This window comes from Bacillus sp. S2(2019), from assembly GCF_005144805.1.
GTDB classification, from domain to species: domain Bacteria; phylum Bacillota; class Bacilli; order Bacillales; family Bacillaceae; genus Bacillus; species Bacillus altitudinis.
The window spans coordinates 815478-830958 of record NZ_SWFL01000001.1; the positions used below are offsets into that span (position 1 = coordinate 815478).

General features: G+C 40.1%; 13 protein-coding genes. 4 read left to right on the forward strand and 9 right to left on the reverse strand.

Going from position 1 to position 15481, the window contains the following annotated elements; genetic code table 11:
* Positions 1-2 precede the first annotated feature (2 nt).
* Positions 3-3707 carry a helicase-exonuclease AddAB subunit AddA gene (gene addA / locus FBF75_RS04180; protein WP_050827123.1) on the reverse strand — a complete coding sequence of 1235 codons (3705 nt, stop codon included), beginning with the start codon at positions 3705-3707 and terminating at the stop codon, positions 3-5.
* Entirely contained in the window at positions 3685-7194 is a 3510-nt protein-coding gene (gene addB, locus FBF75_RS04185; protein ID WP_050827122.1) for a helicase-exonuclease AddAB subunit AddB, read from the reverse strand. Before addB ends, addA begins: the two co-directional genes overlap by 23 nt.
* 166 nt (positions 7195-7360) lie before the next feature.
* Here addB and FBF75_RS04190 point away from each other — a divergent pair, with 166 nt between their 5' ends.
* The gene (locus tag FBF75_RS04190; RefSeq protein WP_007499129.1) at positions 7361-7807 is read left to right on the forward strand and encodes a ferritin-like domain-containing protein; all 447 of its coding nucleotides are present in this window, start codon (positions 7361-7363) and stop codon (positions 7805-7807) included.
* A 191-nt stretch (positions 7808-7998) separates the two neighbouring features.
* Here the strand turns inward: FBF75_RS04190 and FBF75_RS04195 are convergent, their stop codons facing one another.
* The 3 genes from FBF75_RS04195 to FBF75_RS04205 are packed head-to-tail and all read right to left on the reverse strand — an operon-like array spanning position 7999 to position 9721.
* On the reverse strand, positions 7999-8409 hold the full coding sequence (locus tag FBF75_RS04195; protein ID WP_008348626.1) for a DoxX family protein: 411 nt from the start codon (positions 8407-8409) through the stop codon (positions 7999-8001).
* Between the two features lie 57 nt (positions 8410-8466).
* The gene (locus FBF75_RS04200) at positions 8467-9306 is read right to left on the reverse strand and encodes a M56 family metallopeptidase (RefSeq protein WP_048002565.1); all 840 of its coding nucleotides are present in this window, start codon (positions 9304-9306) and stop codon (positions 8467-8469) included.
* A complete protein-coding gene (locus FBF75_RS04205) occupies positions 9299-9721 on the reverse strand; it encodes a BlaI/MecI/CopY family transcriptional regulator (protein ID WP_136944466.1) in 423 nt (140 codons plus the stop codon). Before FBF75_RS04205 ends, FBF75_RS04200 begins: the two co-directional genes overlap by 8 nt.
* A 274-nt stretch (positions 9722-9995) precedes the next feature.
* Here FBF75_RS04205 and FBF75_RS04210 point away from each other — a divergent pair, with 274 nt between their 5' ends.
* On the forward strand, positions 9996-11138 hold the full coding sequence (locus tag FBF75_RS04210; protein ID WP_048002596.1) for an AbrB family transcriptional regulator: 1143 nt from the start codon (positions 9996-9998) through the stop codon (positions 11136-11138).
* Positions 11139-11173: 35 nt separating this feature from the next.
* Here the strand turns inward: FBF75_RS04210 and lepB are convergent, their stop codons facing one another.
* Both lepB and FBF75_RS04220 read right to left on the reverse strand, forming a co-directional pair.
* Positions 11174-11686, reverse strand: a complete 513-nt coding sequence (gene lepB / locus FBF75_RS04215; protein ID WP_007499139.1) for a signal peptidase I — start codon at positions 11684-11686, stop codon at positions 11174-11176.
* Entirely contained in the window at positions 11686-12303 is a 618-nt protein-coding gene (locus tag FBF75_RS04220; RefSeq protein ID WP_017360223.1) for a TVP38/TMEM64 family protein, read from the reverse strand. The genes lepB and FBF75_RS04220 overlap by 1 nt, the downstream gene beginning before the upstream one ends.
* 160 nt (positions 12304-12463) lie before the next feature.
* Between FBF75_RS04220 and FBF75_RS04225 the strand changes: the two genes are divergently transcribed.
* Entirely contained in the window at positions 12464-12826 is a 363-nt protein-coding gene (locus tag FBF75_RS04225) for a YhjD family protein (protein ID WP_017360224.1), read from the forward strand.
* 86 nt (positions 12827-12912) lie between these two features.
* Positions 12913-13347 (forward strand): hypothetical protein, encoded by a 435-nt coding sequence (locus tag FBF75_RS04230; RefSeq protein WP_008348634.1) that lies wholly within the window; start codon positions 12913-12915, stop codon positions 13345-13347.
* A gap of 34 nt (positions 13348-13381) precedes the next feature.
* On the opposite strand, the gene FBF75_RS04235 is transcribed toward FBF75_RS04230, so the two are convergent.
* Complete coding sequence (locus FBF75_RS04235) at positions 13382-14338, reverse strand: LCP family protein (RefSeq protein ID WP_136944467.1); 957 nt, start codon at positions 14336-14338, stop codon at positions 13382-13384.
* Positions 14339-14529: 191 nt separating this feature from the next.
* The gene (locus tag FBF75_RS04240) at positions 14530-15474 is read right to left on the reverse strand and encodes a siderophore ABC transporter substrate-binding protein (protein ID WP_129548218.1); all 945 of its coding nucleotides are present in this window, start codon (positions 15472-15474) and stop codon (positions 14530-14532) included.
* Between the last annotated feature and the right edge of the window lie 7 nt (positions 15475-15481).

Sequence of the window (15481 nt, forward strand, 5' to 3'; positions counted from 1 at the left end):
ACCTATAAAGAAATTTCTAGATTTCCATCAAAGAAATAAAGGATTTTCTCCTCTAATGTTCTGTTTGTTAAACGCTCTACCGCTGCTGTATACAACGATATTTGCGTTTCATAGCGTTTTTTTAACATCGCTTCAGCTTCCTCTAAGCCACCTGAGAATCTGCCAGTCACTCGATCTGTTTTATAATCAAGTAAATAGAGCTTGCCATCTGCTTCAAATAAACAATCAATCATTCCTTGAATGAGCACAGGTTCACCTTCTGCATCAATATGGCTGTATACCTCTTTAACCGGTAAAACCATACTAAACGATACTTCTCGTTTCACCCAGTCCGCTTTCCGCAGTTTTTGACCAATAGCAGTAGAAAAGAAGGCCACAATTCCTTCTCGATTGATGGACTGGATTTGTTCATCTGTTAGTAAGTCTTTCTCTTTTAAAGAATGGAGCAGCTCTTCTACACGAGATTCATCATATGGTTCATTTGAAGGAAGAGGGATATGCTGCATGACTGTATGCATGGCCGTCCCTTGTTCTGCGGCTGTGAGTGTTTTTTTCTTCATAAAAGCCGGTCGTTCGTACAATGTCGCACGAGCTTTTCGAACGGAAGAAGGCACACTGTATTCATCCTGTATTTCTTTCATTCTTTTGATTTCAGAAACTGACTGCTTTGTCCCTACTTGGGAGGCCGCTAAATATGGATAACGCCATGAAAGTCTTTCTTTTACTTCCTCCTCGTAATCGCCATATCCTTGAACAGGCACACCTTCCATTAATGCTTGTACCACTTCGTCTTGTTTTTGTTTTTCAAGTGATATGTCTTCTTGTAGAAGATCGGACGCTTGATGAAAGGTGATAGAAAATGATGATGGATGCGAGAGAACGACTTCTCTCGATTCTTCTAAAAGAGAAGACATCGCTTGATGACGGATAAGAGCTGGGCCAATAAAATCTAAGTATGTTCTCGCTTGATATCGTTCAAAATCAGGAAGAAGCCAGTCGTCTCCGTTTGCGGCATTTTGCCACTTGCTTAAAGCTTTCACTTGATTTTTGACAGAGCCGACTAAAAATAATTTTTCCTTTGCCCTTGTGAGCGCCACATATAGAACCCTCAGTTCTTCAGATAATAGTTCTTTTCTCATCTTTTTTTTCATCGCGATCAGCGGTAATGTTGCATAACTAATTCTCAGCTCAGGATGAATATATTTGCTGCCAAAACCTAATTCTTTATCGAGCAAATAGGACTGGTTTAAATCCATCATGTTAAAGTTCCTGCCAAGTCCTGCAGTAAACACAACAGGGAATTCGAGTCCTTTACTGCTATGAATGGTCATCATGCGGACAACATCCTCTGTTTCACTGAACGTTTTTGCCGCTCCAAGATCATCTCCACGCTCTTGCATTCTTTCAATAAATCGAAGAAATCGAAACAGCCCTCTAAATGCAGCCTTTTCATACTGTTTCGCTCGATCATATAAAGCCCGAAGGTTTGCCTGTCTTTGCTTACCTCCTGGCATCCCGCCGACATAATCTAGATATTGTGTATCTCGGTACACTTCCCAAATCAGTTCTGCTACCGAATGCTGAATCGAAAAATCACGCCATTTGCGTAATTGAAGGAAGAAACGCTCCAGCTTTCTGCATGTCGGATGATCAGAGTGTGTCACACTCATAAATGCCTTCACAGCGTCATAATAAGTGCCTTTTTTATCACTTGTTCTAATCAGTGCCATCTCATTTTCGTCTAAATGAACAAGAGGTGACCTTAAAACAGCAGCGAGCGGAATATCTTGATATGGATTATCAATCACTTTTAACAAAGAAAGAATGACAGATACTTCTGTAGCTTCAAAATAACCTGAGGAAAGATTCGCATAAACAGGGATTCCCTGCTTCTTCAACTCTTCCATCATTTGCGGAGCCCACGGCATTGAGCGAAGCAAGATCACAATGTCTCGATACTGCAAGTTGCGGGTCAGCTGCTGTTTTGCATCGTACACTTGAAAAGGCTGTTCTACCAGTTCTTTTATTTTCTTCGCAATCACTCTCGCCTCAAATTGTACCGTCTCTAACTCTTCTCGTTCTTCATCGTTTTCTGTGTCGTGCTGATCTAAATGAACAAGAAGCATTTCTGACGTCGTGTCTTCGCTTTGCGGATAACTCGCTCCAAGCTTTAATTCAGCTTGTTCATCATATTCAATTTCTCCAACTGTTTCTCCCATCAGCTGTTTGAACAGAAAGTTGGTACTGTCTAAAACATCAGCCCGGCTGCGGAAGTTTTTATTTAGATCAATTCTTTTACCTGTTTCTTTGCTATCTGCTTTGAATTGTTTATATTTATTTAAAAAGAGCATCGGCTCTGCAAGTCTAAAGCGATAAATGGACTGCTTCACATCACCAACCATAAAGCGGTTGCCTTCGGCAGGATGTTTTCCTTTAGACACGAGCTTTAAAATCGTTTCTTGGACAAGGTTTGTATCCTGGTATTCATCCACGAGTACTTCTTCAAATTGCTGTTGATAGTATTTAGCCGCTTCTGTTTCAATGAGATTTCCTTCTGCGTCCTGCTTCGCTAAAATGCGCAAACAATAATGTTCTAGATCCGAAAAGTCTACGATTGATTTTTCTTGTTTTGCTCTTTCGAAACGCTCGCCATATTGAATCACAAGCTCTACAAGTGTTTCTACAACTGGCTTCATTTCAGCCAAGCTTTTTAAATGCTGATCGGGACTGCGCATAAAGTATTCATCTTTTAGCTTTTCTAATTGTTTTTTGGCTTGATTGCGTGCATCTGTTGCTTTTTCTAACAGAGCTGGGTCATAGTCATCCCCTTTGCAAGTCTTTAACCTTTTAAAATTGATGTTTGGCAAAAGCTCATAAAGTGTTCCAAAATCATCTTGATGCCTTATTAATTCATTTACTTGCTCTAAATCATCTATAAAATTCTCTGCTCTCGGTGCTGGACCGCCCGGCTCTTTTGATAAAGTGAGCGCTTGTTCCAGCAGTTCCTGACAGCTTCTTAAAACGAGAGAAAGGTCCTCTTTGATATATGGATAAAAGGGTAACTCTTCTACCTTTGTCTGTGTATCCACATCATAAAGAGAAAGGAATGCCCGCATCCATTGTTCGGGCGCTGGATGTGACCTAGAAAACTCATAAATTCTTTTGACAAGCCATTGAAGATCTAAATCATGCCGATCAGATGTGTAACGATCAACGAGTTCAAAGAATGACGGCTTTCCAGCCTTATACTCATCCTCAAACAGTTCATCTAACACTTCATCTCCTAATAATTCTCCTTCTGTTTGATCAGCCAAACGAAAACCTGGATCAAGGTCAATCTCATAATAAAAGGTACGGAGAACTTGCAAACAAAAAGAGTGCAAGGTAGAAATATTGGCACGATTCATAAGTGACAGCTGTCTCCGCATATGAAGGGAACCAGGGTTTTTAGATAGTTCTTTTTCAAGTGCTTCAGTGATCCGGTGCTTCATTTCTGCTGCTGAAGCATTGGTAAAAGTCACTACGAGCAGCCTGTCCACATCAACTGGCTGCTCCGGCCGAGTCATTTTTCGAATGAGCCGTTCAACCAAGACCGCTGTTTTCCCTGACCCTGCCGCCGCAGCAACAAGAATATCTTGTCCTTCTGAAACGATGGCGTTCCATTGGTCATCTGTCCAAGTACTGTTATTCGGTTTTGGTATTTGCATACTGATCCCCTTCTTTTTTGATCCGGTCTAACATGACATCATCCTTCTCAGAGGTGAGCACCCTAAATTCATTATCTTCTATTGATTCATCAAATTGGCAAATAGACTTAAAGGAGCAAAAGCGGCAAGGGGTTTGATCCTTTAATTTATATGGGTTTATCTCTACCTCACCGCTTGTAATTCTTTCTCCTGCCTCTTCAAAGGTTCGCCGAACGTGTTTTGTGAGAATGTGAAAATGATCTTCACTTAATACCGCAGAGTCAGATCGGAAAGAACCATCCTTTTTCAAACCAGCTTGGATGACTTGTGATCTTCCTGATTCGAGTGTTTGATCCATCAACTTCACTGCTTCCACATCTTCGAGCAATAGACCCTTCATTTTAAATTTCTTCAATATTTCCTGCTCAATTGCATCTTCTCCAAGCGGAATAGGCGCTTGAATCAGCGGGTCATGAATATGGAAGTATAAAATTCCTGCCGGTGTCGCTTCCATGCCAAGCCATTCTTTAGAATACGTAATGGTCAGGTCTAAATAAGTGAGCATTTGCAAGGCTAAACCGTAGTAAACTTCTGCTAGATCAAGCCCCTTCTCACTGGACTTATAGTCGACAATTCTTAATAGAAGTCCTTTTGATCCTTCTGCTTTATCCACTCGGTCAATCCTTCCAACAAGCTCCATCGTGCAGCCGTTTTTTAATTGAAAAGTAAACGGCGGCAGAGGTCCTTGACCTCCAAAACCTAACTCAAGTCCAACCGGAGAGAATCCGCTCACTTTTGCATGTTCGCTTAATATAGAAGACACCCTGATGAGGATTTTTTGGAGCTTTTCTTTTATATAAGCATGCCGATTAGAGCTTAATAAAATTTCTTTTTGCAGACGTGGAGCCAGCTGTTCGATTGCATGCCTTGAGTAGGTCACACAATCTTCCTTCGTTAAGTTTTTCCAATCCTTTTTTTGTTCAACAAGCGTATCTGAAATCAGTTTTAAAGCCGAGTGAAAGAGCTGACCGATATCAGGTGCTTCTAATTTGTAAAATTGTCGATCTTTTAGTTTTAACCCGTGGGAAGCAAAATGAGAAAATGCACATGCATTGAATTTCTCCATTCTTGAAACACTGCCCTGAATATGGTCACCGTAAAGTTCTTTTGTGACATTCGGCTTTAAACGTTTCGCTCTATTTGTAAAGAACAAGCTGGACATGATTTTTTTTGATACGTCGCGGTTTGACGAGGTCATCAAATGATTATATACACTCCACCATACGCCGCTGATCGGATATTGATTGAGCCATTGTTGCAGCTGCGAAACGGTATAGGATAACGAGACATGCTCGTTTGTTACAAATTTTAATTGCTCCTGATCATCCAACTGCTCTGGATCTAACACATAGAGGGCTTGCTGATGGTTTGGCATCAGTTCCTCACAATACTTGATGAGGGTCGAAGGCAAAAGAGACCGCCCTTCCGTATCTGAAGCTGAATAGGATAAATACAGGTAGTGCGATGGACTGGACAGCGCTTGATATATCAAAAATTGTTCATCCAGCAGCCGTTCCTTCCCTGTCTCTGCCAGCTCTGCTCCTGCACGTTTTAACCATTCCCGGTCGTCCTCAGACAATACACTTTCATCAGAGGGCCGGGCAGGTATAACCCCATCATTTACTCCAATGACAAACGTACACTTTACTTGATACATTCTGGATAAATCCATACTTCCGATAAACACTTGATCAAGTGAAGGGGGAATCAAAGCGAACTTGAGAGAGGACAGTCCTGTATCTATCATCTGTTGAAATAATGGAAATGAGAGCTCCTCCTCGCCCAGCATTTCAACAAATTCATCCATCAATTGAACGACAGCATCCCACACTTGACCATGCTGCATCGCTTCAGCTAACCTGCCTGCTTCTTCTGCCTCAAGCCTTGCCTTTTCAAGCTTTTCTGGCACTTGGGCTTCTTCTAGAAAGACATACACTGCCTCCACCATGTCTCTTAGCTTTTGCGCTTTTTTCAATCTTTTTTGCAATTGAAAGAGAGGCGGAACAATCCATTCTTTTACATCATTCAGCATTTGCTCCATTTCTATTTCTTGATCGGTTTGTCCAAAATCTTCATCTAGTGATTGGAAGCGGCGATAATGAAATCGTGAACCATTCGTCCAGCGTTCACCTTTTACACCGTAAGCAATACAATAGTTTTCAAGCTGATCCGCCTGTTCTCTTGCTTTGTTTTTAGCGAGTTCAAGCGGAAATAAGAACTCCGTTTTCACACAGCGAAACACCGCCTCATACCGCCAGTTCCCTTTTATGACATCGAGGCTCGAACGAATGAACTCAATGAGCGGATGATACTGCATCGATTCATTTCCATCAATAAAGAAAGGAATATCGTAATCTCGAAACACCTCTTTTAACGTATCTTTATAGTCGTCTACATGTCTTGCAACAATTGAGATATCTCGTAACCTAAGACCTTCCTCTCTTACTAAATCAAGAATATCTCTCGCTACCCCCTCAATTTCAGCTCGTTTATTTGCACTTTTCGATACGGTAAGGTGAGGCGTTTCTTCTTGATACGGCCGCAAAGGTCTCTGTTCATATTGATTTTCTAAATAAGCTAGATCTGGGGTATGAAGATGCCGCTTATTTCTCTCCAAAATGTTCTCAGAAATAACCGCTCCGCACTCTTTAGCCAGCTGATAAAGCTGGGAATATGTCTTACCTGTCATGCGAAATAAATCAAGTTCATTTGGCTGCGTGTCATGATAGGAACGATCCACTGTGAATGCAGCTGTTATTTTTTCTGCATGTAGCAAAAGCTGTTCAATGACAAGAAGCTGCTGGGGGGTAAACTGATAAAAACCATCTATATAAATGTGTGCCCCTCTCAATTCTTCTGATAAAGGAATTTGCTGAGCCAGAAGTGTCAAGTAATCCTCTGAATGCACATACTCATCTTGCAGATGCTGCTCCATCTGCTGATAAAGAACATGAAGATCATGCAATTTTTCCGCCGCACGTCTTTCTTCTGTATACTCTGAATGCATACTGGATGCCGAGATTTTTTCAATATCCTCCGGCATCATACAGTACCTTTTGAATTCAGCCATCGTCTTTTCTATTTGCTCAACAAATCCCGGTTTATCACTCGCCTTTTTGAATACCTTAAACTTGTCTTTCTGTTCTTCTATTACTTTTCTTAAGAGCATTTGAATTCCTGTGCTTGTGACAAATTGACGGTTCGCACCGCCAGTCTGCTGTAATATAGACCAGGCAAGCCGAGTAAAACTAAAGACTTTGGCCCTGATCATTCCACCAGCTTCAGACGTTTTTGCAAGCTCATATTCCATTAAAAATGTCATTTGATCCGGGACTAAAAAAATGATTGGCGGACCCAGCGGATCAAGCCGCAGTTGTTCTTTGATTTCTTCTAGAATTGCAGTCGTTTTTCCACTCCCCGATCTGCCTGCTAAAAACTGAATCTCCACGTTCCACAACACCTTTCTTATGTACTCATATTCTAGCGAAAATAAAGGTAAATAGCTATTTTCCTATCACCTTCCCTTTCTCCTCCGATCGAAAAGAAAATAGGCACCTTTCCCGACTCTTTTCATATCATAAACCATCATGATCTAAAAGGAGGCTGGCAATATCATGTATTACGGTTATTATGACTACTCGCCATATGACATGCGCCAAAACACAAGGATCATTGCAGACCTTGAAAAGGCCATCAATGGCGAATATTCTGCGATCCAATGCTATGAAAAACTTGCACAAAAAGCAAAAAATCCTGAAGCGAAAAAAATCATTCAAGAAATACGTCAGGATGAAGTCAGACATTATCAGCTATTTACAAAGCTATACTATTCTTTGACTGGTAAAAACCACAAACCAAGCATAACAGAGCCTTGTCCAGACCAATTTAGGGAAGGTCTCTTATTTGCCTTTAAAGACGAACAAAAAACAGTCGATTTTTACTTAACGGTATCAGACTATGTCCGTGATCAAGGAACAAAGGAATTAATGAAGCGTATTGCTCAAGATGAACAGCAGCATGCTGTCTGGTTTCTATATCTTTTAACGCACCATGTTTCTTAGTTACTCCTATTTTAATAGGAGATCGTATGTTCCGTCAAAAAATGAAATTGCTTTTTTGCTCATTCAATATGTGAAATAAAGGGCTGTCATCATCAAAACGACTCTTCGCTTTTCCTTTTTTAATGATAAAACGACCTTTTGACCATAAAAAAACTCCTCTGCTACAAATCGCAGAAGGAGTTTTTTGTTATTTAATGAAATTTTGCTTCATTGCTTTGCTGCTGTTGTTTTAACAATCCATCAATCGATAGCATCTTGCTTCCACTAAGTGTCAAGTAAAGCGCCATGACCATTAAAGAAAGTTCAAATTCATAACCGCCCACAAATCCTCTTGCAAAACCAACTGTGATAATGGCTACAGCCATAATTGGCACAAATAAAGCTGCGAAAAGACGTGTGCCTAAACCTAGAATCAGGGCAATTCCACCAACCAGTTCAATTGTTTTGACAATATAGGCCATAAATTCTGGGACACCAATTTGACCAAAAAATGCCGCAGTGCCTCCTAGTCCACCTTGATATGCTTGAAGCCCATGTAAAAAGAAAATAATGCCTAAGATGACGCGTACAAAAAGTGTTCCTATTTCTTGATTTGTTTTCATATAGTGATTTCCTCCCATTTTTACACTACATCATGTAATGTTCATTCGTAAAAAAAATTAGTAATTTAAGTTGAGCATAATCATTAAGACCAACATGAGGATGGTTGATGTCACAGTTGGGATAAGTGGTACATTGAACGGTATGTTGTATGTTGGGTTTAAGATTTTTTGGATTCTTAAATTCAATGCTCGATCTCCAAAGGACACGGCAAATTTCGTTTGTTTTTGAAACTGGGTTCTATTTTTAATGAGTTTCAAAAGGGCTTGCCCTACTCCTAGCTCAGTCCCTGTCTGCTGAATGGCATAGTCATCTGCAATGACCTCACGAAAAACGGAGTAACTTTGTCTCATATGCTTTAACACAGGAATGTACCAAATCACTTTCGTGAGCATAGAGAAAGTGAAAGTCTTTAAAGGATCGTAGCTGTATTTGTGATGTAATTCGTGATAGACAACAGCATCGATTTCTCCTTCATCCAGCATGTCTATAAGCGCTGTTGAGAGATACACTTTTGGCCGAAGCATCCCCATTGCGAAAGCAAGCGGTTCATGGCAATGAAACACAATGATCTCATTTCTATACTTGTCTGATAGACTTTGCGTTGAATGTTGATCGACTGCCATCATCATATTTCTTTTGAAATGAAGATACTTTCTGACCTGCTTTGTCATATAGAAAACGGCAAAACCAAGCGTATACAAGACGAACGCATCCAGAAAATACTTTAAAGGAGTGAATCCATAAAATTCGAGAACAGATTGACATACGTGGATCAGGTTATATGCTTGATTCCAGCCAAAAAAGCTTGAGAGTACATAATAGCCCATCTGGTAAAAGATCACTAAGCCAATCAATATACCGCCTAAAAACAGCAGACTCGACTTCATTTTAATCATGTCGTTTCTCCTCTTTTTTGGATGCAAGCCTTGCTTCGAGTACCTTCAGTAATTCAGGATCAGCACTTTCAATTGCGTCCACCATATGATTGACTGCAAGGGGGCCGAAATCATCCATCAGTCCTTGAGTAATCCATTTCGTTTGCTCATTTAGAAATTCTTCTTTTGTTAAAACAGGGTTATAGATAGATGAACGCCCTTTTGTTTTTTTTTCCACAATTCCTTTTTCGGTTAATCGATTGAGTACCGTCATGACCGTGTTGAAATTAATTGGCTTCTCATCTGACAGCTTCTGCTGTACCTCTTTAATCGGCAGATCCTCACCTTGATAAAGGATCTCCATGATCCTTCCTTCTAAAGGACCGAAAAAGCGGTTCAATCCCTTTTCATTATATTTAAAAGAAGGAATTTTCATGTCATCACCTCACACTAAGCATTGTAGTGTAATTGAAAATGATAGTCAACCGATAACAAAAATAGGGGAAAATCGTTGTATATTGTATTTGTTTTTGACAAAAATTATATGTCATTTATATCAAAAACAATTTTTTCTAACAGAGTTATCCATAAGATTATCTTATGAAAATACTAAAAAAATTCGTATTTTATTTATAGAGGCTTTTGTATTATAGTGAAGATAACAACATTTCACTTACTGAACAAATATACAGGAAGAAGGTTTATACGTGATGAAGCAAGGAAACAGCCTTCGAACCGATCTCATTTTGATTGCGGTAAGCGGTTTAGGTGGATTCCTTTTGTCTCTAACAGGGATGTCTATCGGCTGGATGATTGGCACATTAATGACAGCTGCATTTATTGCCCTGCGCCGTCCAGCCCTGTTTCAGCGTAAAGGAAAGAATACCTTACGTATTCACAGCAGATGGCTACTCCTTGGTCAATTCATTCTCGGAATCGAACTAGGACAAAAAATGAACATGAAAGTCCTTCACATTTTCGCTGAAAATTGGCTTCCCGTGAGTTTCATGCTCGTCTTTTCTATTTTATTAGCCATGCTCTCCGGGTTTGTCTTATGGAAGCTGAGTAAAACAGATATGCTGACCAGCTTTGTCGGCACTGCCCCCGGCGGTCTTTCCGCTATGCCGGGCATCGCCCAAGAGGTTGGAGCTAATACAGCTGTAGTGAGTCTCGTACAAACGATACGTGTGTTAATGGTTGTACTGACCATTCCATTTACGGTATTTTATTTAAATACAAAAAGCCAATCAGATGTGGTAGTCGCCCAAGGCAGCGCCTTCTCATCAGGCGTTTTCACAATATCAAACATTTCTTGGACTGCTGCACTCATTTTAGGGGCATGGCTGATGTCACGCCTAGCCGTGCGTCTTCACTTTCCCGCCCCTTGGCTCATCGGCAGTATGTTAGGTGTGGCAGCTCTCCAAGTAGGGGCAGGCGCCTTGACAGGTCATGATTTGATTCCTTACTGGCCAGCCCAAGCAAACATTGCGTCACAGGTATTTCTAGGGGCAACCATCGGGTCAAAAATGAATAAACAAATGTTTGTCGGGTTAAAAAATACCTTGATTGTGGCAGTCGTCAGCTCAGCCGGATTGATTGCTGCGACCGTTCTCAGTTCAATTGCCATTGCAGAAATAACAGGTATTTCTGTCATTACAGCCATTCTTGCTTTTTCGCCTGGCGGTATTGCAGAAATGGCCACAACAGCTGTTACACTTCATGAGGATTCCACCTTTGTTGTGGCTGTACAAGTCGTTAGAATTATTTTGGTCATCGCCATGCTGCCACCGTTTTTTCGTTTTTTACATCATGTCTGGGCAAAAAGACAGACTGATTATAAAACCGCTAAATAGAAAGAGCCGCTCTACTTATCCAGAGCGGCTCTTTTTTATTCATCATGATTCCTTTTTACACCGACTACTTGATCCTTTGAGATCGTTCCAAAATGCCGGCTGTCAAAGCTATGTATTCGATTATCTCCGATCACGAAGTAATGATTGTTTTGTATGTTCTGACGACCGGTGATGGCTTTCAGCTGAAAATCACCTGTTAGGACGTTGCCCATTTTATGTTTTTTCTGCTCTTTTAAATACGGCTCTTTCCACTTTACACCATCAACAAACAGTTGATCATCTTCATATTTGATTGTTTCTCCTGGAAGCCCAATGACCCGTTTGATCAAGATTTGATTTTTAGGGCCATGAAATAATACATAGTCAAACCGGCTAATTTTCGTGAGTTTTGGCGAGAACTTGTTAATTAATAATTCTGTTCCATCTGTAAATGTCGGGTCCATACTAACCCCTTCTACTTTGTACGTGACAAACATGAAATTCTTTACTTGGAACAACAAGACGATGCATGTAATAATCATGAACCATAGCAATGGCTTCTTTTTCATTAAGAGCCTCCTTTGTCCTCACGCTGACTCATCCGAATATTCAACCTATTTTCTACTCTCTTTCCAACATACCATAATAAAGCAATGACTAGAACCGCAAAAACACTTCTTAACGGATTCTTTACTAAAGCTGAAATGTCATAGCCGATAAAACTAATAATAAAGAGCATGACACACTTCCCTGATAAAGCAGCTAATGAGAACTGCCAGACGCTGATTCTTGATAGACCTGCTACGACATTAACGGCAGCAGACGGTGTAAAAGGAAAGCAGAGTAAAATAAACAACGGACCAAATCCCCGCTTTTCAACCCAAAGCATTAGCTTTTGAATAGAAGGGTGTCTGCTAATAAAGTTCAACATCCTCATCTGTCCAAATTTTCTGATCAGTAAAAAGACAAGGATAGAACCTGCACTTGCACCAATCCAGGTCAATAAAAAGCCTTCCCATAGCCCAAAAGCATTTGCATTGGCCACCGCAAATGCCACGAGAGGTAAAAACGGTAGAAATGCTTCTATTAAAGGGAGTAATATAGCCACAATGGGTCCAAAAGCCTTGTAGCTTTCAAAAAATGATGTGATATTTTCATGAGTAAATATAGCAAGAAATGATGGCAACTTGTTTGACTCCTTCAAGGTTTGTCTATCTTTCATTTTACATGGAAAAGATAAAAATATACAAATGAATCCCTCTCAGCCCCCCCCTTGAGATTTTTTAACTCATCCGATATAATAAATAAGAACAAATGTTCTATATATAAAGAAAGCAGGCATGGACATGACGAGATTATCAAGCGTACAACTTCAGATGATGGAACAAGCCATCTTTCTTCCAATGGTCATCTCCATCCTCAATCGTGATTTGACGTACCTTAAAAAACATCAAACATTCAAACTAAATGAACCATATATTCAGCTAGTCACCTCTTCATTAAAAGAAGCACAAAAAGCCCTTTATCAACTGAAACAACAGTTGCGTAAAGAAAAAATGAACGTACAGCAAATTGAACACGATGAAGGATTTACGACATATTTATTTCTGATCAATGGCTATGAAGAAAAGCATAAATATTTTAATCCCCGTATACGTCATCGTGTAGAAGAAATGCTCACCCATTATTTCCTCCATTCAGGAAAATAATATGGTTATATTTTACATTTATAGAAGGAACTCTTCAGTTTTTGGCGAATTGATTATTATACCAAAAATTAGGAGGTTAAAAACTAATGTTCAAAAAAATAACAGCACTCACCTTAGCAGCAGGATTACTTGTGCCAAGCACAGTGTCAGCATTAGAACCACTGCAAACAGGAAAACAAGCCCCAGCAACATCTGCACAAATAACAAGTGTAGCCTATACAACGGTTTCTATCGTTGGAAAACGAGTGAAGTTTGAAGTGAAAGCACTCGAAAATCCTTTTAACATGAATTACTATAATCGAATTGCTTGGACGAGTACGGACGAAGAGCCAAGTGTATTCAATGACAATATTCTATCGGTCATTGTCGCTAAAAAAACCGGACAGGCTTATCAAGTCTCTTCATACGAAGCGCTCACTTCGGTAAAGGACAAGATTGAATCAGGTCAAAAGGTGTATGGCTGGGCGCTTGCTTTAAATGGTGTGTGGTACCCAACGATGCCTGCAACCCTCTATTATTAAAAAGAGCCTGCCACAGTGGCAGGCTCTTTCTCCATTATGATAATTCGAGCTGTTTTCTCAGCTCTTGTCTCACTTCTTCTAATCCTGGTCCATCTAACTCAAAGTAATACACATTCCCATGCTGGTAATCGTGCCCTTTTAACTGGATGGTATCCACTGATTTTAATGAACTCAGTAACGGGAATAGACCGATCAACTGTTTCATGGATAAATTGGTGGAGACGTTATCCCCAAGTGTATCAATGATGTTGTCATAAGACGGTATGGAAGAAATGGATTTGGATTTTTCAAAGATGGCTTGAAGTGCTTCCATTTGGCGCTTTCCGCGCATGAGATCACTATCTGCCTTTCTCGTTCTCACAAACGCTAATGCTTCTTCACCACTGAGCGTATGCGTGCCTGTTTCCACATGAACTTTTCCTTTTGAATCCTTTTCCATTTGTTTTGCAATGCCTTCATCTTCAATCGATACGTCAATTCCATTTAGCTCATCGACAATGTCTTGAAACGCCTTAAAGTTTCCTGCAATCACATAGTCTACCGGGATGTTTAACAAATTCTCTACCGTTTTGACTGATAAATCTGCACTCCCAAACGCATGGGCGTGAGCAATTTTATCATATCCTCTCCCCGGTATATCAACATAAGAATCACGAGGAATACTTAGGAGCTTGATCGTTTTGTCTGTTCGATTCACCGTCGCCAGTAAGACCGCATCACTTCTTGCTTCGTCTACCGTTTCACCTGGACGGCTGTCAATCCCTAAGAGCAGCACCGAAAAGCTATCCTTTCCTGGATCAAAAGCTTTCACACGCTTTTGCGAGGTCTCTCCTCTTTCTAAAGATACTTGCGCTTTATTCGACGCTTTTGAAATTTTATAGTATGCGTATCCTGTGACAGATACTGCCATGATCATGACAAATGCCATGATAAACAGCACGACTTTCACCCAAGGTCTTAGCCTTCTTTTTGATCTTGTTTTCTCCTTCATCCTTTCCGAACCCTCACTCTATCTTAGTCTCACAATGTAGGTTCCACTATAACATATTTTGATGAAAGTTTCCTGCACGCAACATATTTTTATGTATCCACAATAAAAAAGCTGCTCAAAATGAGCAGCTTCTGATTGTGACAAAGAGCTAAAATGAGCTTATTTTTAGCTCTTTGTCTTCTTTTCATCCATTACTTTTGTTCAATTCCTTTTTTCACTTCATCAATCATCGCATTCAATGATTCAAGGCCGCCGCCTGCTAAATACCACATGTCAGAGTTTAAATACACCACATGATTGTTTTTCACTGCGTTGACTGATTTCACATAATCATTTTCAACAAGCTGTTTCGCAGACGTTTCTTCTCCAATCGCCGCGCCGCGATCCACGACAAATAAGTAATCTGGATTCGTTTTGACCATATATTCATACGAAATGCTTTGTCCATGTTTATCAGATGGCTCTAGCTTTTGATCTGCTGGTGTGATGCCAAATACATCATGGATCAGACCATATCTTGACTTAGGACCAAATGCCGTCATTTTGCTGTCGTTCGCCATGATGACGAGACCATTTTTCTTTAACTCTTTTGCTTGTTTCTTTAATGCATCTACTTTTTGATCAATAGCAGAAAGTTCTTTTTTGACTTGGTCTTCCTTATCAAAAATCTTTCCTAATGTTTCAGCATTCTTTTTAAATGATTCCATATAGTTAGCGTTATCTACATCCATATAAATCGTCGGAGCAATTTTAGAAAATTCATCAAATGCATCTGCTTGACGGTGCTGAATAATGATCAAGTCAGGCTTGATTTCTGCAATTTTCTCAAAGTCTGGCTCTTTTAAGCCGCCGACATTCTCATATTTGTCACTTTCATATTTAGATAAATAGTGAGGAATCACTTGTTTTGGTAAGGCTGTCACGTTGACACCAAGTTTATCAAGTGTATCGAGACTTCCCATATCAAAGACGACGACTTTTTTCGGGTTTTTCTTGACCTTCACACCGTCTTTATTCAACATATCCTTTACTGTTACGGTTTCCTCATTCGTTCCCGCTGTTTTTCCTTGGTTACCACAGGCAGCAAGGACAGCAATCGCTGTTAATACTGTTATCATCCAAATCCATTTTTTCATGATTGAT

Coding starts and splice junctions, on each gene's coding strand:
- FBF75_RS04205 (WP_136944466.1), bottom strand. CDS start 9,721: ATGAAAATTCCTTCTTTTAAATATAATGAAAAGGGATTGAACCGCTTT.
- lepB (WP_007499139.1), bottom strand. CDS start 11,686: ATGAAAAAGAAGCCATTGCTATGGTTCATGATTATTACATGCATCGTC.
- FBF75_RS04230 (WP_008348634.1), top strand. CDS start 12,913: ATGTTCAAAAAAATAACAGCACTCACCTTAGCAGCAGGATTACTTGTG.
- FBF75_RS04200 (WP_048002565.1), bottom strand. CDS start 9,306: ATGATTAAAATGAAGTCGAGTCTGCTGTTTTTAGGCGGTATATTGATT.
- FBF75_RS04210 (WP_048002596.1), top strand. CDS start 9,996: ATGAAGCAAGGAAACAGCCTTCGAACCGATCTCATTTTGATTGCGGTA.
- FBF75_RS04190 (WP_007499129.1), top strand. CDS start 7,361: ATGTATTACGGTTATTATGACTACTCGCCATATGACATGCGCCAAAAC.
- FBF75_RS04240 (WP_129548218.1), bottom strand. CDS start 15,474: ATGAAAAAATGGATTTGGATGATAACAGTATTAACAGCGATTGCTGTC.
- FBF75_RS04235 (WP_136944467.1), bottom strand. CDS start 14,338: ATGAAGGAGAAAACAAGATCAAAAAGAAGGCTAAGACCTTGGGTGAAA.
- FBF75_RS04225 (WP_017360224.1), top strand. CDS start 12,464: ATGACGAGATTATCAAGCGTACAACTTCAGATGATGGAACAAGCCATC.
- FBF75_RS04195 (WP_008348626.1), bottom strand. CDS start 8,409: ATGAAAACAAATCAAGAAATAGGAACACTTTTTGTACGCGTCATCTTA.
- addA (WP_050827123.1), bottom strand. CDS start 3,707: ATGCAAATACCAAAACCGAATAACAGTACTTGGACAGATGACCAATGG.